The following is a 21041-nucleotide window of genomic DNA, read 5'->3' as shown; positions in this document are numbered from 1 at the left end:
ATTTGAATAAATATATTATAGAGTTTCCCTTAAGTGCTTTTAAATAAGCACTTAAGGGATTTTTTTTGCCTTGATATAGCTAATATAAAAATATTTCATAAGTTTTCATGAAAAAAACTAAAAAAATTTCATGAAAAAAGAAGGAGTTTTCAATTAAGTCTTGAATTATTAAATTAGAGAAGCAAAAAATTAGAATAATAAGTTTATAAGATTATAAGTTCAGCCAGGGGAGAGTGATAAATTTTTGGGAACAAAATATTTTGAATTTTTAAGTAAGTAATAGGCCAAAAATCTAAAGGAGGAAAAAATGTTTAATAAGAAATCATTAGTAATATTTATTTCACTAATTATTGTTTTATCCACTGTAGTTGTTGGCGCAGAGGAGAAGAAATTTGCTGGTCAGTTTTCAAAAGAGGAAATGTGGGTTAATCAAAGTTTAGATTCATACAGTGAAGCTCCGGAACTAAAAGTTCTTGTAGATTCTGGTGAACTGCCACCGGTTGAAGAACGTCTGCCAAAAGTACCAAGAGTGGTGAAATCCAATATAATGGCTGACGGAGTTGGAGAATATGGTGGTGTCTGGCGTGATACTTTTGCCGTACCTGTTGCCAGTTGGAACTGGGGAGCTCAGAAAACTCAGGGCTGGTTTGGAATTAATCAGATAGTACAGGAATCTCTATTAGTTTCCGGCCCAATGTGGATGCTGGAACAACCTGATCCATTACCAAATCTTGTAACTGGCTGGGAATGGTCAGCAGATGGAAAAACTTTAACAATGAATTTATTAGAGGGAATAAAATGGTCTGATGGAGAGCTATTTACTGCTGATGATGTATTATTTACTTATAATGATTTAATTTTAAATGACAACATCCCAACCTTTGGTAGTAAAGAGGCCTGGGTATATGGTGGTCAGCAGACTGAATTAGAAAAAGTTGATGATTATACAATTAAGTGGCATTTTGGAATAGAAAAGCCTGTTCATGCCTTTTATAATATGGATTATTTAGATTTCGCTGTTTCACCAAAACATGTCTACAAGAATTTTCATCCTGATTATAATGAAGATGCATCCTATGATGATTTTGTAAATGCAACTCCACCTGATGATTTACCTTTAGTTACTTTAGGTCCCTGGGTTCCTACAAAATATGAAGCAGGACAACAGCTGGTAATGGTTCGCAATCCATACTACTGGCAGGTAGATGAAGAAGGTAATCAGCTGCCATATTTAAGTGAGGTTCGTTTTAATGAGGTTGAATCTGGTGATATTAGAACTATGAATTTAATTGGAGGTTCGGCTGACAGAACAAATCTAGAAAATCCTCAAACATTCAGTATGGTTAGACAGGCTTCATTAGAGGAAGATGCACCATTTAAAATTGAATTTGGACCATTTGGAATTGGTTATCATATTTCAATGAATCTTTCCCGTTATTTAAGTGTAGAAAATGATCGAGATGCAGAGCTGAGAGAATTATTTAGAGAAAAAGCTTTTAGAGAAGCGGTTTCTCACAGTATAAGCAGAGATGCAATAGCAAATGTTGCTTTCCCTGGTCCTCTAACTCAGGCCTGGCATGGAGGATATCCAAGCGGATCATCCTATTATGATCAAAATAGTGTGGTTAAATACGAATATAATCCCGAAACTGCAAAAGAAAAATTGGCCTCACTTGGTTTTGAAGACACAAATGGTGACGGTATTTTAAACTGGCCTGAAGACAGCAAAATAGCTGGAGATGAACTGGTAATTGAGATGATGATCAATCAGGATCAGCAGGCAAGTATAAATGCAGCTGAAGCTGTACAGCCAATGTTTAGGGAAGTTGGAATTGACTTAAAAGTAAGATTGGTTTCTGCTAATAATGTTGCCACTAAAGTTGGAGGCGGAGACTTTGAAATGTACTTTAACCGTCTTGATTCTGCAATTCCATTTATTCAGATGGAGCTTTTTGGACCATTCAGAAATAATTCTCCTGACTGGCACTATGCAGGTTCTGGTGGCAAGAGAGATCTACTTGATTTTGAAAAAGAGATTCAGCAGATTATGCAGGAAGCTCGTTATGTTGCAGATGCAGCTGAACGAAAAGAGATGTTCAAAAAAATATTAAATCTATATACAGAAAACGTTTATACAGTAGGAGTTTATGAAGTAAGAAGAGGTACTGGACTGCATAAAAGAATTAGAAACTGGCAGCCGGATATTCCGCCCTATATGTATAACTGGACAATTAACAGTATTCCAGTTCAGATTCTTTATGTAAATCAAGAAGATCAATTTGAAACAATGTTTCTTGATTCTATTCCAACAAAAAAGGATTATATTGAACGTTCATGGCATTTACCTTTAGATTAAAACAAAAATAGAGGGAGTGCAATATTCTCCCTCTATAATTATAAACTTATTATTAAATTATAGACAATAAATTTTACATTTTTTTAAAAATTTAAGGAGGAAAAACAATTGATTAGTTATATAATTAGAAGATCTCTGCTTGCTATTCCGATGCTCTTATTAGTAAGTTTAATAGCCTTTTTTATTCTCACTCTTCCACCTGGAGACTATATGACATCTTATCAAAATCAGTTAACAAGTCAGGCGGGCCTGACAACTGCAGAAGCAGAAGAAATGGCCAATGAAATGAGGCAGAAGTATGGTCTTGATAAGCCTTTTTTGGTTCAATATTATAACTGGATTAAAAACATTGTTACAAAAGGCGATTTTGGTTATTCATTCTTTTATTCAAAATCAGTTTCTGCTGTAATCTGGAGTAGAATGGGATATACACTTTTAATTGCCGGGCTCTGTCATTTCATCTCTGTCTTTGCAGGGGTCTTTATCGGAATTTTTTCCGCCACTCATAAATATTCTTTTGCTGACTACTCTTTTACAATTTTAGCTTTTTTGGGAGTTTCAATTCCGGCTTTTTTCCTGGCTCTATTTATGATGTATATTTTCTCCTTTGAACTCGGAATGGGAGTTGGCGGTTTATTTTCAGATGAATACATTATGGCTCCCTGGAGTATAGCTAAGGTCTGGGATTTAATCAAACACCTCTGGCTGCCGGTAATAATAGTTGGCTTTGCCGGTACTGCAAGAAATATGCGGGTTATGCGCTCTAACCTTTTAGATGTACTGGGACTGCAGTATATTCAGACTGCTAAAGCTAAGGGTTTAAAAAATAAAACAGTTATTTATAAGCATGCAGTAAAAAATGCAATTAAACCAATAGTTATGTCAATGGGATCTGCTTTACCATTTTTAATTACTGGTGAAATGATTACTAGTATTGTGCTTGACCTTCCAACAACAGGACCAGCATTTTATAATGCTTTAGTTAATCAGGATATGTATTTAGCAGGGAGTTTTTTAATGATGATTGCTGTAATCCTTGTAATTGGTAATTTACTGGCAGACATTGCACTGGCCTGGGTTGATCCCAGAGTTAGGTATAACTAAAGGAGAGAGGTGTAACCATTGAAAAAAGAAGAAGCGAAGGAAAGAAAAAAGTATTTAAGTAATAAAGAAAAAATCTGGCGCCGTTATAAAAAACATAAGCTGGGTATGATTGGCGGAACTATAGTTATCTTGCTTTTGATCTTAAGCATTTTTGCCCCGTTTTTTAGTCCCTATGATTATAGAAAACCTGATTACGAAGGTGCTTATATGCCGCCTCAACCACTTAATTTTATAGATGAGGAAGGTGATTTCAGTATAACACCTTTTACTTATGGGGTTGAGCAGGGAATGGATCCTGAAACCTGGGCCAGAACTTTTGAAATTAATCCGGATCAAAAATATAGACTGCAGTTTTTTGTTGAAGGTTGGGAATATGAATTATTCGGAATTTTCGAGTCGAATATTCATCTATTTGGGGTTGAAGAAGGTGGAACATTTCATCTTTTTGGGACTGATAAGTTAGGTAGAGATATTTTAAGTCGAATAATCTTCGGCAGCAGGATTTCAATCTTTATTGCCTTTTTTGGTTCCTTGCTGTCAGCTGTTGTAGGCTCTCTTATTGGGGGTATATCTGGATATTTTTCAGGGAAGGTTGATTTACTTATTCAAAGGGTAATAGAAATGTTTCAGCTTTTTCCACAGTTACCACTTATGATGGCTTTAAGTGCTGCTATACCAACAACCTGGCCACCGATTTTAATTTTTATCGGAATAGTTGTTGTGTTATCTCTAATTCAGTGGACATTTTTAGCTAGAGAGGTTAGAGCAATCGTTTTAAGCTATAGAGAACAAGAATTTGTTAAAGCAGCTCAGGCTTTAGGGGCCAATCATTTATATACAATTTTAAAACATGTAATCCCTAACTGCTTCAGCCACATTATAGTTGTTATGACTTTAACAATACCTCGTTTAATCCTGGCTGAAAGTACTTTAAGTTATCTGGGGCTTGGAATTCAGCCACCTATGGTCAGCTGGGGAGTACTTTTACAGGAAGCTTCTAATATCCAGACAATTGGTCAGCACCCCTGGATAATGATTCCGGGAGCTTTTATCTTCTTTACTGTTCTGTCAATTAATTTCTTTGGTGATGGAGTAAGAGATGCTCTTGATCCGAAGAGTAATTAAGGTAGGTGAATAAATTGAATCAAGAAGCATTAGTAGAAGTTAAGAATTTAAAAACATATTTCTATACAGAAGAAGGAGTAGTTAAGGCTGTAGATGGTGTTGATTTTGAGATCTATCCCGGCGAAACTTTAGGTGTTGTAGGTGAGTCTGGCTGTGGTAAAAGTGTTACCTCTTTATCAATTATGAGGCTGGTAGAATCACCTCCCGGCAGAATAGAAGCTGGTGAAATTAATTTCGATAGCAGAGATTTAACTAAAATTCCTGAAAAAGAAATGAGAAAAATTCGCGGTAATGATATTTCAATGATCTTCCAGGAACCTATGACTTCTTTAAATCCTGTTTATACGGTTGGAGATCAGATTATGGAAGCAATTATTCTTCATAAAAAAGTTGATAAAAAAGAAGCCAGACGCCAGGCAATTGATATGCTGCAGAAAGTAGGTATTCCGCTGCCTGAACAGCGTGTAGACGAATATCCCCACCAGTTATCAGGTGGTATGCGTCAGCGAGTTATGATCGCGATGGCTTTAAGTTGTGATCCCCAGTTATTAATTGCTGATGAGCCGACAACAGCTCTAGATGTAACAATTCAGGCTCAGATTCTGGAATTAATGAACTCACTTAAAGAAAGTTACGGTATGGCAATTATGATGATCACCCATGATTTAGGTGTAATTGCTGAAGTTTCAGATAGAGTAGCTGTAATGTATGCCGGTAAGGTAGTAGAATATACAGATGTAGATACCTTATTTGATGATCCAAAACATCCATATACCTGGGGCTTGATGAACTCAATTCCTAAACTGGATAAGGATGTAGATCGTTTAGAAGCAATACCTGGTAGTGTTCCTTCACCACTTAACTTTCCTGAAGGGTGTAAGTTTAATACCCGCTGTCCTTTAGCTGAAGGTAAGTGTTTTGAAGAAGAGCCACCATTAGAGGAAGCAGCAGGTCATAAAGTACGCTGCTGGAGATATGAAGATTTAGAAGAGATTAAAAAGCGTGGAGAAAGAATTTATGAGGATCGAGGTGTTCAGAAATAATGGCTGAGAATTTATTAGAAGTTAAGAATCTAAAAAAATATTTTCCGGTTAAAGCAGGAGTATTTAAAAGAACAGTAGCTCATGTAAAAGCTGTTGATGATATCTCCTTTGCAGTAAAAGAAGGAGAAACTCTCGGTCTGGTAGGAGAATCAGGTTGTGGTAAGTCAACAACTGGTAGAACAATTCTTCGCTTACTGGAAGCAACGGAAGGTAAAGTTATTTTTGATGGTAAAAGTATAATGGACCTTGATAAAAAAGAAATGCGGGCAGTTAGACGTGATATGCAGATTATTTTTCAGGATCCCTATGCTTCTTTAAATCCTCGGATGACTGTTGCTGATATAGTTGGTGAGCCTTTAGACATTCACAAGCTTGCCAAAAACAAACAGGAAAGAAATGAAAAGGTAAAAGAGATTCTGGAAAATGTAGGACTTGGTGAAGAATACATGAACCGTTATCCCCACGAATTTAGTGGTGGACAGCGTCAGCGTATTGGTGTAGCCAGAGCCCTGGCAGTAGATCCCAAGCTAATCATTGCTGATGAGCCGGTATCTGCACTTGATGTGTCAGTCCAGGCTCAGGTAGTAAACCTGCTGCAGGACTTACAGAAAGAGTACGGTCTTACTTATCTCTTTATTGCTCATGACTTAAGTGTTGTAAAGCACATCAGTGATCGGGTAGCAGTAATGTATCTTGGTAAAATTGTTGAGTTAACTGATAAAAAGGAACTATTTAAAAATCCTATTCATCCTTATACTCAATCACTTTTATCAGCAATTCCAGAGGCAGATCCGAAAAAGAAAAAGGATAGAATTGTACTTGAGGGAGATGTACCTTCACCGGTAGATCCGCCTTCAGGCTGTAGATTTCATCCCCGCTGTCCAAAAGCATTTGCTAAATGTTCAGAGGTAGAACCAGAATTTAAGGAATATGGTGCTGGTCATTTTGCGGCCTGTCATTTGTTAGAAGAGTAAAGAGTATTAATATAATTAAAGATACAAATTTATATATTTGGAGTGGAGGTCTTTAAAATGTCAATTAAATTTGATCTAAAAAAGAAAATATTTCATTTAAAAAATGAAGAAATAAGTTATGTAATTAAAGTATTAAAAAATGGCCAGCTGGGACATCTCTACTGGGGTAAAAAAATTGAAAAAGCTGAAAGATTGGACCGCTATGATATTTCTCAGCACCGTCCCTATGAAGCTTATGCTCTTAAAGATGATACTGGCTTTATCTTAGAAAATATAGCCCGCGAATATCCATCTTTCGGCCAGTCTGATTTTAGGAAGCCAGCCTATCAAACCGAAGCAGAAAACGGCTCAATCATCAGTGACCTAAAATATCAGGATCATCAAATTTACAGTGGTAAAAAAGAATTAGCCGGTCTGCCCTCAACCTATGTTGAAAAAGAGTCTGAAGCAGAAACTCTGGAGATAAGCCTTTATGATGAGGTGACTGATCTGGAGGTGGTTTTAAGCTATACAATTTTTAAGGATTATCCGATAATAACCCGCTCAGTTAATTTTAAGAATCAGGGTCAGCAGAAGCTCAATCTCAAAAGAGCACTTTCAATGAGTGTTGATTTTGATAATAAAGATTTTGAGCTGCTGCAGCTTTCCGGAGCCTGGGGCAGAGAAAGAGATATTATCCGCCGTCCTCTGGAGCAGGGAATAACCAGAATTGACAGCAAAAGAGGTGGCAGCAGCCACCAGCAGAATCCTTTTGTGGCTATTGTTGAGCCGGATACTGATGAGTACAGAGGAGAGGCCTATGGTTTCAGTCTTGTTTACTCTGCTAATTTTATCGCCCAGGCGGAGCGGAATCACTATGGTAAAACAAGATTAACAATGGGTATTAATCCTTTTACCTTTAACTGGCTTTTAGAAAGTGGAGAGAGTTTTCAGACCCCAGAAGTTGTAATGAATTATTCTGATCAGGGTTTAAATAAGATGTCTCAAAACTTTCATCAGTTATACAGAAGTCGACTGGTTAGGGGTAAACATAGAGACCAGCAGCGGCCGGTTTTGATCAACAACTGGGAAGGAACCTATTTTGATTTTGATACAGATAAGATATTAGAGATGGCAGCAGCTGCTGCAGAAGTAGACCTTGAACTCTTTGTCCTTGATGACGGCTGGTTTGGGAAAAGAAATGATGATACGTCCTCACTGGGTGACTGGTATGTAAATGAAGAAAAGCTGCCCGGAGGTTTAGAATATTTAGCTCAGGAAATTAATAAATTGGGAATGGATTTTGGTCTCTGGTTTGAGCCGGAAATGATTTCTCCAGACAGTGATTTATACCGTGAGCATCCAGAATGGGCCATTCAGGTCCCAGAAAGAAAGTCATCAGAATCCAGGCAGCAGCTTATTTTAGATTTAAGCCGTAGTGATGTTCAGGATTATATCATTGAGCGAGTATCTGCAATTTTAGAGAAAGCAGACATTGCCTATGTTAAGTGGGATATGAACAGGCCGATGACTGAATATGGTTCTTTAGAGCTGGAGGCTGAACATCAGAGTGAGTTAAATCACCGCTATATTTTGGGCCTCTACAGAGTTTTAGAAGAAATCACTTCCAGCTTTCCGGAAGTATTGTTTGAAAGCTGTGCCGGTGGTGGCGGCCGCTTTGACCCGGGAATGCTCCATTATATGCCGCAGACCTGGACCAGTGATGATACTGATGCAGTAGAAAGATTAAAGATTCAGTATGGAACTTCATTAGTTTATCCAGCTTCTTCGATGGGTGCTCATGTATCTGCTGTTCCAAACCACCAGGTTGAGCGCAGTACCTCACTTAAAATGCGCTATGATGTGGCAAGTTTCGGCAACCTGGGTTATGAACTTGACATTACAGAATTAAATGAAAAAGAAATGGAAGCCGTCAAAAAACAGGTTAATAACTATAAGGAGATCAGAGAGCTGGTGCAGTTTGGTGATTTCTACCGACTGCGGAGTCCATTTGCAGGCAATTTTACTGCCTGGTCTTATCTCAGTCAGGACAAAGAAGAAGTGCTGGCAGGATTTTATCAGGTGCTGGCTACTCCCAACCCGAAAGAAGAGACTTTAAAACTGAAAGGCTTAGATCCTGAGAGGGATTATAAAGAGCTAAATAGTGGAGAAATTTATGGTGGGGATGAGCTGATGAATTTTGGTATCAAAGTTCCCTATTTAAAAGAAGACTTTTCTTCCAGAGTCTGGAGATTTAGACAAATATAAATAATAATAATCTAAGTTGATTAAAATTCATAAAAATTGATATTAACTCTTCTCTTAAAGAAGAGTTAATATATACCCTCTAAATAGTAGTTATTCAGCCTTTGCAGAATTATATTATAAGAAGATGTACTTTCTCTATAATATTTAACTAAAACTAAAAGCAATCTGTGAGGGCTGAGCTAAATACTATTTAATCTCTGCCTAAATAATGCTATAATGGAACTAGAGTTTGTTATAAGGAGGCTTTATAATGGGAGTAACACTTAAAGATATTGCAGAAAAAGCGGGTGTTTCTATTTCTACAGTGTCCCGTGTGATAAATGATGATCAGGAAAGTCCTGTAAATGAAGAAACAAAACAGAGAGTTTGGAAATATGTTAAAACCTTAGGTTATCATAAGAGTTCAAAGCGCAGTGCTAGTACTAAAAAAACTAAAGAAATTGGTTTAATTTTTAATATGACACCTGATATTTATAATCATCCTTATTTTTCTGTAATCTTGACAGCGATAGAAAATGAAATAAAAGAACGAGGTTATGATTTAGCATTTTCACTTTCAGAAAAAGATATACAGAAGCAGTCTACCCGTCATCAAGTGATTTCTTCAGATTTAGCTGGAGTTATAGTAGTTAGTGATTTCATAGAAGAAGAACTTTTAAATGAATTAAAAGAAAAATTTAAAAATCTAGTTTTTATTGATTCTTACAAAGATGATTTAAATAGAGATATCATTTTAGTGGAGAGAGAAAAAGCGGGTTATGATTTGACTCAATATTTAATAAATAAGGGACATCGGGATATAGCTTTTATTGGAGGATCTTTTTCAGAAAAATCAGCACCTGACTTTTATCACGAAAAAAGATTTTTAGGTTTTAAGAAGGCAATGACAGCAAACAATTTAGAATGGAAAAACAAATGGATTATTGATGGCAGCTGGGAAAAAGAACCGGCCTATAGAGCCACTCAGAAGTTATTAAAGCAAGAAGAGCTTCCGACAGCAATTTTTGCAGCGAGTGATCAAATGGCAATTGGAATTATGCGAGCTGTTCATGAAGAAGGCTTAAATATTCCAGAAGATATATCAATAATTTCTTATGATAATATTGATATGGCTGCCTATACGAATCCTCCCCTGACTACAATGAATATTCCCAAAACAGCAATTGGAAAATTGGCAGTTAAAAGATTAGTTGAGAAAATCGAGGGGCTGGACGAAGATTTAGATATTCCAATTAGATTTTTTGTTTCAACTAAATTAATTGAAAGAGCTTCTGTAGATGAACTGAAAAAAGAAATTAAATAATATTTAAGCCTTCTTAACTTTTTAAAAAGTTAAGAAGGCTTTTTATTATCTTAAAGCACATTATCCGCAAAATATTCAACTGCCTGAATTACAGCCATTTTCTTAACTTTATTGTTTTTAATTTTTTCTGATTTATAAAGCCCCAGTGCACAGTAAAGACCAGTATAGTAATGGGGATTCCAGTGTGGATTATAATATTCAGCAAACAGTTGATGCAGATGACTAATAGTTTTTTTATAATTCTCAGCAAGATTATGGAAGAGGAAATCTAAATCATTTTGATAACTTTTCAGAGAGAAATTATCTTTAAACTGATGATAATTTTCTGCGATTTGAGTTTTTCCTTGATTATTTTTAGCAAGTTCCAGGCGTTTTTGCTCAATGTTTTTACTGCCAAAGTAATTTTCCAGGATGATGTAGGGAGGAAGCTCTTGATAAAATGAGCTATCTTCCAGCATAAAAAAGGTGTAATAAGTAATCATATGGTGTAAGTTAACTATTCCACTGCCTGAAGCTGCCCTTAAACCGAGTTCTTCTAGATTGTCTGGAGCTGGTTTTTCGTTTTTTACTTGATCAGAATTATATTTACTCTGGTAGCTGAAGCGGCAGAGATACATTACATAACTTAAAACTCCAGCTGCTGAAACATCTTTGTGATGATTGACCAGATCTCTCATCACAGGAAAAAAACAGCTTACACTGTGGCCCAGGCTATCCGGAATTCTTTCCATACCAAGGTTAATAAGATACTCTTTTAGCTTTTCAGGTTGGTGTTCCAGAATTCCAAGCGCATAATAAAAGGAGTTATGGGAGTTCCCATTATTTATTTCTTCAATCAGTTTACTATAGGTTCTTTGATTAACCTCGTTTTCCTTATAACCGCTACTATCTGCTTTAAGATTAATAAAATGTCTTTCTGATAAACCGAGCATTACAACCCTGGCAATTTCCAGTTCAGATTCTCTGGAAAAATAATTTTTCTGAGAAAGTTCTCTCAAAAAAAGACTCATTTTGACAAAATGAAAAGATCCATAACGCAGGCTGCATTCCATCAGCATTAATGGTAAGAAACCTTCAATCAATGAGGCCAGCGAAAAACTTGTATCACTTTTTAGCTCCTTGAGATATTCTTTAATTTCTTCCTGTTGGTGATTAATCACTGCTTTTTTGAGTTGGGAATCCATCATTTTCTCACTCCTTATGATAATTAGTTTTTGACTTCATATTTATATTTTATCATATCTCACATTTAGATGAAATTCTCAACCCAATCAGCAGCTCTAACATCAGCTTTCTTCTAGAATATAGATTTATTTGTGCTTATTCATCCAGTTTAAATCTCAAAATCTGATCATCATTCTCGCGGGGACGACCTCGACCATCTCGATTATTAGTTAGAAAGTAAAGGTAACCATCCGGGCCAACCACAGCAGTTCTAATCCTGCCGTAAATAGAAGTGTTGGCATCACGGAATAGATGTTCTATTTTATCAACTTTAAAATTATCATTATTTCTGCTAAATCCAATTCTAACTAGAGACTCACTGCCTAAAGTTCCGACATATAAATCTCCACGATAAAAAGTCATTCCAGAAGGTGGCACAGTATCTTCCCACATAATGAGTGGATTTGCATATTCACTATCTTCGAAATAACCGATTTTGTCCGGCCAGCCAAAATTACTTCCTGCTTCAACAACTTTGATTCGATCCTTTGCTCTTAGACCATCTTCACCGGAAGGACCATGATCAGAAATAAAGAGATCTCCGGTTTCTGGATGCCAGTCAATTCCCTGGGGATTGCGGTGGCCAAGGCTGTAGACAGGAGAGTTTCCAAATGGATTATCATCCGGAATTGTACCATCTGGAGTAAGACGCAGAATTTTTCCTCCCAGATTGTCTAAATCCTGTGCAATTTCTCGGGTAAAGGTTTCTCCAGTTGTAATATAAAGCATTCCATCCGGCCCAAAGGCAATACGACCTCCATTATGATTGTTTCCTGCTGGAATCTGATCAATAATAATTTCTTCCTCAACTGCCTGATCACCCTGGTCAGTAAATCTGGAAACTCTATTATATAGCTCACCGTTACTGCTGGTGTAGGTATACATCAGATAAATATATGGGGTTTCTGGGAAATCGGGGTGATGTGCCATTCCCATTAAACCGCCCTCTCCCCGAGAATCAATATATAATTCCAGGTAACTTTGATCCTGCAGCGAGCCGTCTTCAACCAGCAGAACTCTGCCACCTCTTTCGGTAATTAAGGCTCGATTACTTTCAGGCAGAAAAACTAGTTCCCAGGGGACATCAAGATTCTGCTGCCAGACTTCAACTTCAATATTTTCAGGGCTCAAGACATATTCATCCTCTACATTCTGTGGAAACTGACCAACTCTAATTTGTGCCTGAACTGAAAGTGATAAAGCAAAAATCAAGATTAATGCAAGCAAAAAAACTTTCTTTTTCATATATATTACCTCCATAATTTTGTAATTAAAAAACCCAAAATTAATTCCACTTATAATTGTATTATTTATAAAGAATAATTTCTAAAAAGCATTTAACATTTTCAGAAAATTATTTACATACTGTTAATTTAGAAGTTACAATACTGTAATAATAGGGCGATATGATTGACTTAAAGAATAATTTAGGAAAGGAGAAGTGAATTTTGCTTAAAGTAGGTGAGGAAATGAAATCGATAAAAGCAGGAGATGTCTTTAGAGAAAATAGAGGAGTGACAGTGCCAATCTCTGCCAGGACCAAAAATCTGGTAGACATTTTTAATCTCAATAATATCCAGAGTATTGTTGTACTTAAAGAAGAGCGGGCAGCTGGATTGGTTATGAGAGATAAGCTTTTTTATCGTCTGGGCAGCAGATTTGGCTATAATCTATATATGCAGAAAAATGTAAACGCAGTTATGGATAGTAAGCCGCTGATTATAGATTTTGATGAGTCAGTTCTTAAAGTTTCCAAAATAGCGATGAGGCGTCCACAGGAGAAAAGTTTTCTGTTCTTTATCTGGATCTTGATAATTTTAAAGCATATAATGACAGCTATGGTTATCGTAAAGGAGATGAGGTTATTAATTACACTGCGGAAGTACTTAATAACTGTGCCAGAAAAATTATGGGTGAGACTTTTCTCGGTTATATTGGAGGAGATGATTTTGTAATAATCACTGCGGCTGAAGATGATGAATACCTGGCAGAATTAATCATTGAAAAATTTGATTTAGGGATTTGTAGATTTTTTAAAAGCAAAGACTTATTGAGAGGATATCTTGTTTGCCCTGATCGTCAGCATAAGATTGTTAATACCCCTCTGACTTCAATTTCAATTGCGATAGTTTCGAATAGTGATCGAAAGTTAAAAAATCATCTGGAAATTAGTGACCGAGCAGCAGAATTAAAAAAAAGGGTAAAAGAAATGCCGGGAAGTAATTTTATTAAAGACAGGAGGATGGAAAAGACAAATGGAGAGTTTGAGTTATGTTAAAAGTATAAATTTTGGTTACAGTTATTCCAGTCTCTTGAAAAAGATGATTAAGGAAGCTGACTATAATACATATTTGCACAGTCAGCGTTTAAAAATGACCGCTTTGCTACTGGGGGAAGAACTAGAGCTTGAGAAAGATAAGCTGGAGGATCTGATGCTGCTGGCTGAGCTTCATGATCTGGGAAAAATAGTTATTTCGAATGATATTTTATTTAATGATGTACCTTTAAATGAAAATGAGTGGCAGCAGATCAAAGAACATCCGGTGACAGGTTTTCAAATTGCCTATATTTCTTTAGACATGGTCGATGTAGCGGAAGGAATATTAACTCATCATGAGTGGTGGGATGGAAGTGGTTATCCCCTGGCTTTAAAGGGGGAAGATATACCTCTGGCAGCCAGGATAATTGCCCTAGTTGATGCCTATGATGTAATGAAATACGGACGAAATTACAAAAAGGCAATGAGTGACCAGGAAATCATCGAAGAGTTAAGGATAAGCTCCGGGATTCAGTTTGATCCACTTTTAGTAAAAATATTTATTGACAGACTAACAAACGTTAGTTATAATTAAACTATGATAGATGATAGAAATAAGGCAATTAATAAATGAAATTTTAAACTGGAGGTGGAAAAGTGAACTCTACCCGAGAAAAAATTTTAAATGAATCATTAGACTTATTTGCAGAAAAGGGCTATCACGGTACTTCAATGCGGGAAATTGCAAAAGCAGTTGGAATTAAGGGCAGCTCAATTTATAATCACTTCAGCGGCAAAGAGGAAATCTTTTCGGAATTATTTAATTACCTGGCTCCTCTGAATTTAAAATCCGAAAAATTTCAAAATAAATTTCAGAAAGCAGAATTGGATCCTCTGGGAACTCTTAATTATTTTGGCAGCATTGTAATTAAAGAGATGCAGAATCAAAAGAAAGTCAAACTTTTAAAAATGATGCTTAAAGAAAATAATAATCCAGTAGTTAAAAAGCGATTGCAGAATAGAATGGGAAATAATATTGAAAGGATTTCAGTCTTTTTTGGCAGGCTGCAGGAACAAGGGAAAATAGAAAGTGATTTGGACCCGGATTTTACAGCTAACGAATTTGTCGGAACACTGATTTATTATAGACTGCGTTTTTTGCTTTTTGAACTGGATGATTTTGAGGAACTAAAAAAAGCTACTCAAAAACATATCAGATTTTTCTGGAAAACTATCAGGACAGATTAAAAAGGAGGCCAAAATGTTTAAAAAAATTACGATATTTTTGCTAATATTATTCTTTTTCTTATCACAATTCGGTCTGGCTCAGGAATTAGATGGAGATCAGGTTTTAGAAAAGGTAGAAGCTTCAAGGCAGGCTAACAGTCATCAGATGAAGATGGAAATGGAATTATACAGCAGTTCTGGTGATATGAGAAGCAGAGAACTTAATAATTATCGACTGGAAGGAGAAGTTGAGCGGTCTCTAATGCAGTTTACTGAACCTGCTGATATCAGCGGCACCGCCTTTTTGCTCCTGGATGATCAGACCAATAATCAGGAAGATATGTATCTCTATTTACCAGCACTGGGTTCGGTCAGGAAAATATCCGGGAGTCAGAAAAATGGTAATTTTGTGGGCTCAGATTTAACTTATAATGATCTCAGTATTTTTAGTGGAGCCAATTTTAGAGATAATTATCAGGCAGAAATCATATCGGAAGATACTGGGATAATTGAATTACATCTGAAGATTACTGATCCGGATATTGACTACAGCTATGGCAAAATGTGGGTCAGAAAAGACCTCTGGCTGGCAGAGAAAATAGAGTATTACGATCAGCAGGAGGAGTTGTTAAAGGTTATCACCTTAAGTAACTTTGACGAAATTGATGGTAACCGACTGGCCCGCAGAATAGAGGTAGAAAATGTTCAGAGAGAAAGCAGGACAATTTTAAAGCTGGTGGAAGTAGATTTTGATCCAGAACTTGACCCCGGTATCTTTACAACCCGCTATCTGCAGCGTCAATAAGTCAATTAGTCTGCAGAATTTAGAGGAGGTAAGCAATAATGAAAAATATCAGCCCAAAAATCAAACTAAATAATTTACTTTCTATTTTAGTTTTGACTTTAATTTTAAGCCTTATCCTTTCATTTAATCTGAGTGCAGCTTCTTACAGCGGAGAATTGAGCACTTCAGTAATTTATGAACAGGAATCAGAAAGGTGGCAGGACCAGAGCTGGCTGGAATTAGACTTTCAGCAGGATTTAAGTTCTGATTTAAACTATTATTTAAAAAGTGCTTTAACTTTAGAAAGCTATTATCAGCAGGATCAAAAAGAGAGAGAATTTGAGTTTGAATTTAAAGAAGCCTATCTAAATTATTATACAGCAAAGATTGACTGGAGGCTGGGTAGACAGAATTTTAGCTGGGGCAGTTCCTATAACATTAATCCTCTCAATTATTTTAATCCAATTGATCAGGGTGCAATTGATCCTTTTCAGAGTCGGGAGGCAGTTGATGGAATCAGAGCAGCCTATTATCCTAATTTTAATTGGCAGCTGACAGGGGTTTTAACTCAACATGCAGAAATTGATGAACTGCAGACTGCAGTCCAGTTAATCCGCAGGCGCTGGCGGGGTTATGATCTTGCTGCCTCTGTTTTTAGCGGTAATAGCCTGCAGACAGTTCCAGGAGCAAGTAATTTTTATCCGGAAGTTAATAAAATTGGATTTGATTTTAAGGGAGATTTTAGCAGCAAAAATATAGGCCTTTTTTCCGAAGTTGTCTACAGTGATTATCAGGATTCCAGGCTGGAAAACACCAATGAGTTAATCATTGGTCTGGATTATAAATTCGATAATAATCTTTATCTTCTGGGACAGTATTATTACCAGCAGCTGCCTCCTGTTCAGTCTGAGGCAAATCAATTATTGGTTTTGAGGGCCGAAAAACCTTTTGCCAATTTTCATAACTGGGAGCTCAATTTGATTTCTGACCTTAAAGCAGGAATGTCTCTGGTCCGGCCGAAAGTTATCTTTTCATTAAATGAAGGCCTTGATTTTGAAAGTGGAGCCGTTATTAAGCTTAATCAGAAAAGAGAAAGCAGTTTAAATCGACTAAATCAGGAACTTATCTATCTTTCTTTAAGTAAATACTTTTAGCAGAGGAGCTGATCTGAATGCTGCAGAAGATAATAGAAAAAATTTCATCACTGGCAGTTAAACATCCGCTTCCAGTAATTTTAATCTTTATTTTAATAACACTTTTTTCACTTTATAATTTACAGGCAATCGAGGTAGATACAGCAATTAAGAGTCAGATTCCGGAGTCGATGCCTTCTAGAACTAAAATAGAAGAGATTGAAAACATTTTTGGTGGTACAGAAATGGTTATGCTGACAGTAGAGGCAGAAGATGTGCTGGAGGCTGAACTGCTCAAGAAACTTCGTTTTATTTCAGACGAATTAGAAAAACTGGCAGAAGTTGATAAGGTCAACAGTCCCTTTACAGTAAATATTATTGAGGGTAGAGATGATGAATTATTGATAGAAAGCGCTGTCAGTACGATTCCAACAGACGCGGCTGGAAAAGAAAATTTGCGAGAGCGGCTTGCAAATAGCGAACTGGTCATGGGTTCGATTTTTGCCAGAAACTTTAAGGCAGTTAATATTGCTGTTATACTGGCTGAAGACTTTGATGATGCAGAGATCAAGAAAAAAATTAATACTATTTTGGCAGAAGCAGACGAACAATTTCCAGCTGAAGAAAGTATATTAAAGTCCGGACTGCCAATCATAAGAGCCTTAAATGCAGAAATTATGCAGCAGGATATGAGGCTTTTAATGCCGCTGGGCTTAGTTATTATGTTGATTTTTCTTTTCCTCTGTTTTAAACAGCTGCGGGGTGTCATTTTACCATTTACAGTTGTTATAATGTCAATAATCTTTTCTTTGTCTCTGCTGCCGCTTCTGGGCTGGAAGTTTCAGCTGATGACAGTTATTTTACCGGTTATTCTAATTGCGGTAACCAATGATTACGGAATTCATATTATTGCAGCTTATCAGGAACTGGCAGTTGAGCAGAAAAATTCAGTTCAGTTAAGTAGAAATTCTGTTTTAAAGCTGGGAGCTCCAGTAATTGCTGCCGGAGTCACAACTATTGTTGGTCTGCTTTCACTTTCCAGTCATATTATTGTTCCGGCTCGAGAACTGGGAGTGCTGGCAGGTGTCGGAATTACTTTTGCACTTTTAGCCAGCCTTTTATTTATCCCGGCAGTTTTATCTCTGCTACAAGTTAAAACTCCACTCAAAAATTATGGGCTTGGGGCTGGAAATAATAAAGAAATCAACAGAAAAGGAATTATAGACAGGATCCTGTTTAAAATCGCTAATCTGGTTGGCAAAAACGCTAAAAGGATTTTAATTTTTAGTGTTTTAATTATTCTGTTTCTTTCAGCCGGGATGCTGCAGATGCAGGTTGACACCAACCCAATTAATTTCTATGAAAAAGAGTCTGAGATTGTGCAGGCCACAGAAATAGTAAATCAGCATTTTGGTGGTGCAAATTCTATCTCTGTAGTTGCCAGGGGTGATATTACTCAGTCGGAGATGATGCAGAAAATCAGTGATTTTGAGCTGGCAATTGAAGAATTTAAGAATGTAGGAGAAGTAAGCGCAGTTTCTACAATAATTAGAACTATGAATAAAGAACTCCACAATGGGCAGCCAGAATTTGAAAAAATACCGGAAGCAGATTCTGCTTTATCTCAGTATTTACTTCTTTTTTCAATGTCAGGTGATCTTGATAAACTGATTGATTTTAGAGAAGAAAATGCTTTGATAACCGCTAGAATTAAAACTAACAGCACGGAAGAAATAAGAGGAGTTCTCAATAAAATTCAAAATGAGGCTCAAAATTATGAAGCTGGCACTTTCCCTCTGATAGGTGGATTTGGTGATCTGCTGTCTGAGCTGGTTAATGCTGTGGTTCGAGGCCAGATAATCAGTCTTTTTCTTTCAATAATCCTGGTTGCAGCTGTAGTTATGCTTTTATTTAAATCTTTTACAGCCGGTGTTTATACATCAGTTCCTCTGATAACTGCTTTAGTCTTTTTATTTTCGCTGATGGGCTTTTTAAATATCAAACTCGATATGATTACCACTATGCTTTCTTCGATAATGATCGGAGTCGGAGTTGATTATACCATTCATTTTCTCTGGCGCTATCGCGAAGAAAGAAGAAATTTATCCAAAAAAGAGGCGGTAGTTAAGACTCTAACAACTTCAGGCCGGGGAATAACTTTCAATGCTCTTTCTGTAATAGTTGGATTTTCAGTTCTTTTTGTTTCCGGATTTTTACCGGTTAAATTCTTTGCCTTTTTAGTAACAGTTTCTATTGCCACCTGTTTAATTGGAGGGTTGTTGATTCTTCCGGCTTTAGTTCTTGTTTTTGAGCCTGATTTTTTGGAATCAAAGTAAATGACGATAGGTACCAGGTACCTAAAAAGATTTCTGGTATCTGGTACCTATATTTATCTATAAACTTGATATTATTTTTAGTTTTGTTATAATAAAAAGTGGTTGAAAGAGCAAACAGGAGCAAATTATTCTCTAAAAGAACAAATCGCTTCTAATCAAATTACAATCTTATACAAGGTCAAAAATGCTCATAAAAGACAATAAACTTTTAAGGAGGGTTTTTTACTTATGGAAAAAATTAGAACGATTTTTGCTTCGCTGATGATTATAACACTGCTGATGACAGGAATGGCTTTGCTGCCAACAGAGACACAGGCTCAGGATAATACAATTGAACTGGGTTATGTAAACTGGGCTGGAACAGTTGCGGAGACTCAGGTTGCTGTGGAAGTATTGGAAGAAATGATGAATTATAATGTAGAGACAACAATGGTTGGAGTTGGTCCAATTTATGCGGCTTTAGCTGAAGGTGATATTGATGCATTTATGGGAGTTTGGCTGCCGCTGACACATCAAAGTTATATTGAAAGATATAAAGATGATATTATTAAAACTGGACCTAATTACAAAGGTGCAAGGATAGGACTTGTGGTCCCGGAATATGTTGATATTGATTCTATAGAAGAATTGAATGAACATCGTGATAAGTTTGATGGCCAGATCACAGGAATTGAACCTGGTGCTGGAGTAATGGAGGCAACTAGAGAAGGTATTGAAGAATATAGTTTAGATTTTGATCTTTTAACAAGCAGTGGACCTGCAATGACTGGTTCTTTAGAAAGTGCAATTCAAAAAGAAGAATGGATTGTAGTAACAGGCTGGCGACCCCACTATAAATTTGCCAAGTTTGATCTTAAGTTTTTAGAAGATCCTAATAATGTTTATGGTTCTAAAGAAAATGTTTATACATTCCACAACCCACAGCTAGCTCAGGAACATCCGGAAGTAGTAAGTTTCTTCCATGACTTTAGAATGACCACTGATGAAGTAGCTGAAGTTATGGCCTGGATCGAAGATGGAATGGAAGAAGAAGAAGCTGCCCGAAAATGGGTTGAAGAAAACGAAGAAAAAGCTCGCGGCTGGACTAATCCGGTTAGCGTATCTGAATAAATTTGAATATTTTAAAATAAAATCTAGATAAAACAAGTACCCTGCTGTTTAAACAGCAGGGTTTTTTAAGTTTGCCTGGCATGAATATTTGCTAATCAGTGAAAGTCTGATGTGGGGGTTAATAGTGCCAACCACTAGCTGAAGACAAGGGTGTCCATCGTGAGATGGAATCTGAAGGAAGTTGGAGGCAAAGCTTCGGTCTGAGGAATACGAACTGTATAGAAGGCACAATTCTGGGGATGAGTTTGCTTAACAAAACAAAGCCCAAAACTATTCAAGACAGGAAGTGTAAATACAGCGGATAGATGAAGTGAAAGTAAATATTCTTAACCAGGGAAGGTCTGACAGTAAATTGTGGTGATGAATTTCTAAGCAATAAACTCTGCAGTAATGTAAGAGATTAACTGTCAGAATGCAGCAGAAGTCATAGTAGATTGATGGATATATACATCGATTGAAGGATGAAACATTAAGAGGTTTCTTAGATTTGAACAACTCGATGGAAACACAGAGAAAGCAGACAACTTCATATGAAGGCTGCTCTCAGGAAAGAAGGCTGGAAGCTGGAAGGAATGCACACCAGGCAGTAAATAAAGCTAAAGAATATATAAATGATGGTTATACATGGGTGGTCGATATCGACCTTGAAAAGTATTTTGATACTGTTCAACATGATAAACTGATGTCTTTAGTAGCCAGGAAAGTGCAGGATAAAAGGGTGCTGAAACTAATAAGAGCTTATTGTTACAAGACATAAAATTCAGCAGTAGATCATATATTTTAGGACATGATCTACAACAGTAAGATTATTTAACATA

Annotated in this window: 16 protein-coding genes and 1 pseudogene; 15 read left to right on the top strand and 2 right to left on the bottom strand. The window is 36.5% G+C overall.

The window, feature by feature from the left end; genetic code table 11:
* Positions 1 to 307 precede the first annotated feature (307 nt).
* From CI949_RS04455 to CI949_RS04425, 7 genes are all read left to right on the top strand, one after another.
* Positions 308 to 2356, top strand: coding sequence for an ABC transporter substrate-binding protein (locus tag CI949_RS04455; RefSeq protein WP_290763335.1), 2049 nt, complete (start codon positions 308 to 310; stop codon positions 2354 to 2356).
* Positions 2357 to 2464: 108 nt separating this feature from the next.
* The gene (locus tag CI949_RS04450) at positions 2465 to 3460 is read left to right on the top strand and encodes an ABC transporter permease (protein WP_133531203.1); all 996 of its coding nucleotides are present in this window, start codon (positions 2465 to 2467) and stop codon (positions 3458 to 3460) included.
* 18 nt (positions 3461 to 3478) lie between these two features.
* On the top strand, positions 3479 to 4585 hold the full coding sequence (locus CI949_RS04445; RefSeq protein ID WP_133531202.1) for an ABC transporter permease: 1107 nt from the start codon (positions 3479 to 3481) through the stop codon (positions 4583 to 4585).
* Positions 4586 to 4599: 14 nt separating this feature from the next.
* Positions 4600 to 5628 (top strand): ABC transporter ATP-binding protein, encoded by a 1029-nt coding sequence (locus CI949_RS04440; protein WP_290763331.1) that lies wholly within the window; start codon positions 4600 to 4602, stop codon positions 5626 to 5628.
* The gene (locus CI949_RS04435) at positions 5628 to 6602 is read left to right on the top strand and encodes an ABC transporter ATP-binding protein (RefSeq protein ID WP_290763329.1); all 975 of its coding nucleotides are present in this window, start codon (positions 5628 to 5630) and stop codon (positions 6600 to 6602) included. The genes CI949_RS04440 and CI949_RS04435 overlap by 1 nt, the downstream gene beginning before the upstream one ends.
* Before the next feature lie 57 nt (positions 6603 to 6659).
* Positions 6660 to 8849, top strand: coding sequence for an alpha-galactosidase (locus tag CI949_RS04430; protein WP_290763327.1), 2190 nt, complete (start codon positions 6660 to 6662; stop codon positions 8847 to 8849).
* Between the two features lie 250 nt (positions 8850 to 9099).
* Positions 9100 to 10152, top strand: coding sequence for a LacI family DNA-binding transcriptional regulator (locus CI949_RS04425; RefSeq protein WP_108142745.1), 1053 nt, complete (start codon positions 9100 to 9102; stop codon positions 10150 to 10152).
* 50 nt (positions 10153 to 10202) lie between these two features.
* Here the strand turns inward: CI949_RS04425 and CI949_RS04420 are convergent, their stop codons facing one another.
* Together CI949_RS04420 and CI949_RS04415 are read right to left on the bottom strand one after the other, a co-directional pair.
* Positions 10203 to 11339: a hypothetical protein gene (locus CI949_RS04420; RefSeq protein ID WP_243734043.1), complete on the bottom strand. Its 1137-nt coding sequence runs from the start codon at positions 11337 to 11339 to the stop codon at positions 10203 to 10205.
* 133 nt (positions 11340 to 11472) lie between these two features.
* On the bottom strand, positions 11473 to 12621 hold the full coding sequence (locus tag CI949_RS04415) for a sorbosone dehydrogenase family protein (RefSeq protein ID WP_108142747.1): 1149 nt from the start codon (positions 12619 to 12621) through the stop codon (positions 11473 to 11475).
* 556 nt (positions 12622 to 13177) lie between these two features.
* Here CI949_RS04415 and CI949_RS04410 point away from each other — a divergent pair.
* The 8 genes and pseudogenes from CI949_RS04410 to CI949_RS04375 all read left to right on the top strand — a co-directional run.
* A complete protein-coding gene (locus CI949_RS04410; protein ID WP_108142749.1) occupies positions 13178 to 13654 on the top strand; it encodes a diguanylate cyclase domain-containing protein in 477 nt (158 codons plus the stop codon).
* A complete protein-coding gene (locus CI949_RS04405; protein ID WP_108142751.1) occupies positions 13632 to 14228 on the top strand; it encodes an HD-GYP domain-containing protein in 597 nt (198 codons plus the stop codon). Before CI949_RS04410 ends, CI949_RS04405 begins: the two co-directional genes overlap by 23 nt.
* 62 nt (positions 14229 to 14290) lie before the next feature.
* Positions 14291 to 14881, top strand: a complete 591-nt coding sequence (locus tag CI949_RS04400) for a TetR/AcrR family transcriptional regulator (protein WP_108142753.1) — start codon at positions 14291 to 14293, stop codon at positions 14879 to 14881.
* A 13-nt stretch (positions 14882 to 14894) separates the two neighbouring features.
* Positions 14895 to 15665, top strand: coding sequence for an outer membrane lipoprotein-sorting protein (locus CI949_RS04395; protein ID WP_108142755.1), 771 nt, complete (start codon positions 14895 to 14897; stop codon positions 15663 to 15665).
* A gap of 38 nt (positions 15666 to 15703) precedes the next feature.
* The gene (locus tag CI949_RS04390) at positions 15704 to 16798 is read left to right on the top strand and encodes a DUF1302 family protein (RefSeq protein WP_108142757.1); all 1095 of its coding nucleotides are present in this window, start codon (positions 15704 to 15706) and stop codon (positions 16796 to 16798) included.
* Positions 16799 to 16815: 17 nt separating this feature from the next.
* On the top strand, positions 16816 to 19113 hold the full coding sequence (locus CI949_RS04385) for an RND family transporter (RefSeq protein ID WP_108142759.1): 2298 nt from the start codon (positions 16816 to 16818) through the stop codon (positions 19111 to 19113).
* A gap of 228 nt (positions 19114 to 19341) precedes the next feature.
* Positions 19342 to 20223 carry a glycine betaine ABC transporter substrate-binding protein gene (locus CI949_RS04380; RefSeq protein WP_108142761.1) on the top strand — a complete coding sequence of 294 codons (882 nt, stop codon included), beginning with the start codon at positions 19342 to 19344 and terminating at the stop codon, positions 20221 to 20223.
* 487 nt (positions 20224 to 20710) lie between these two features.
* A pseudogene (locus tag CI949_RS04375) lies at positions 20711 to 20965 on the top strand (reverse transcriptase domain-containing protein); the annotation flags it as partial.
* Positions 20966 to 21041 lie beyond the last annotated feature (76 nt).

This window comes from Halanaerobium sp., from assembly GCF_003070835.1.
This window is presented reverse-complemented; position numbering and strand designations above follow the sequence as displayed.

Coding starts and splice junctions, on each gene's coding strand:
- CI949_RS04430 (WP_290763327.1), top strand. CDS start 6,660: ATGTCAATTAAATTTGATCTAAAAAAGAAAATATTTCATTTAAAAAAT.
- CI949_RS04405 (WP_108142751.1), top strand. CDS start 13,632: ATGGAGAGTTTGAGTTATGTTAAAAGTATAAATTTTGGTTACAGTTAT.
- CI949_RS04380 (WP_108142761.1), top strand. CDS start 19,342: ATGGAAAAAATTAGAACGATTTTTGCTTCGCTGATGATTATAACACTG.
- CI949_RS04385 (WP_108142759.1), top strand. CDS start 16,816: ATGCTGCAGAAGATAATAGAAAAAATTTCATCACTGGCAGTTAAACAT.
- CI949_RS04435 (WP_290763329.1), top strand. CDS start 5,628: ATGGCTGAGAATTTATTAGAAGTTAAGAATCTAAAAAAATATTTTCCG.
- CI949_RS04455 (WP_290763335.1), top strand. CDS start 308: ATGTTTAATAAGAAATCATTAGTAATATTTATTTCACTAATTATTGTT.
- CI949_RS04415 (WP_108142747.1), bottom strand. CDS start 12,621: ATGAAAAAGAAAGTTTTTTTGCTTGCATTAATCTTGATTTTTGCTTTA.
- CI949_RS04425 (WP_108142745.1), top strand. CDS start 9,100: ATGGGAGTAACACTTAAAGATATTGCAGAAAAAGCGGGTGTTTCTATT.
- CI949_RS04420 (WP_243734043.1), bottom strand. CDS start 11,339: ATGATGGATTCCCAACTCAAAAAAGCAGTGATTAATCACCAACAGGAA.
- CI949_RS04390 (WP_108142757.1), top strand. CDS start 15,704: ATGAAAAATATCAGCCCAAAAATCAAACTAAATAATTTACTTTCTATT.
- CI949_RS04395 (WP_108142755.1), top strand. CDS start 14,895: ATGTTTAAAAAAATTACGATATTTTTGCTAATATTATTCTTTTTCTTA.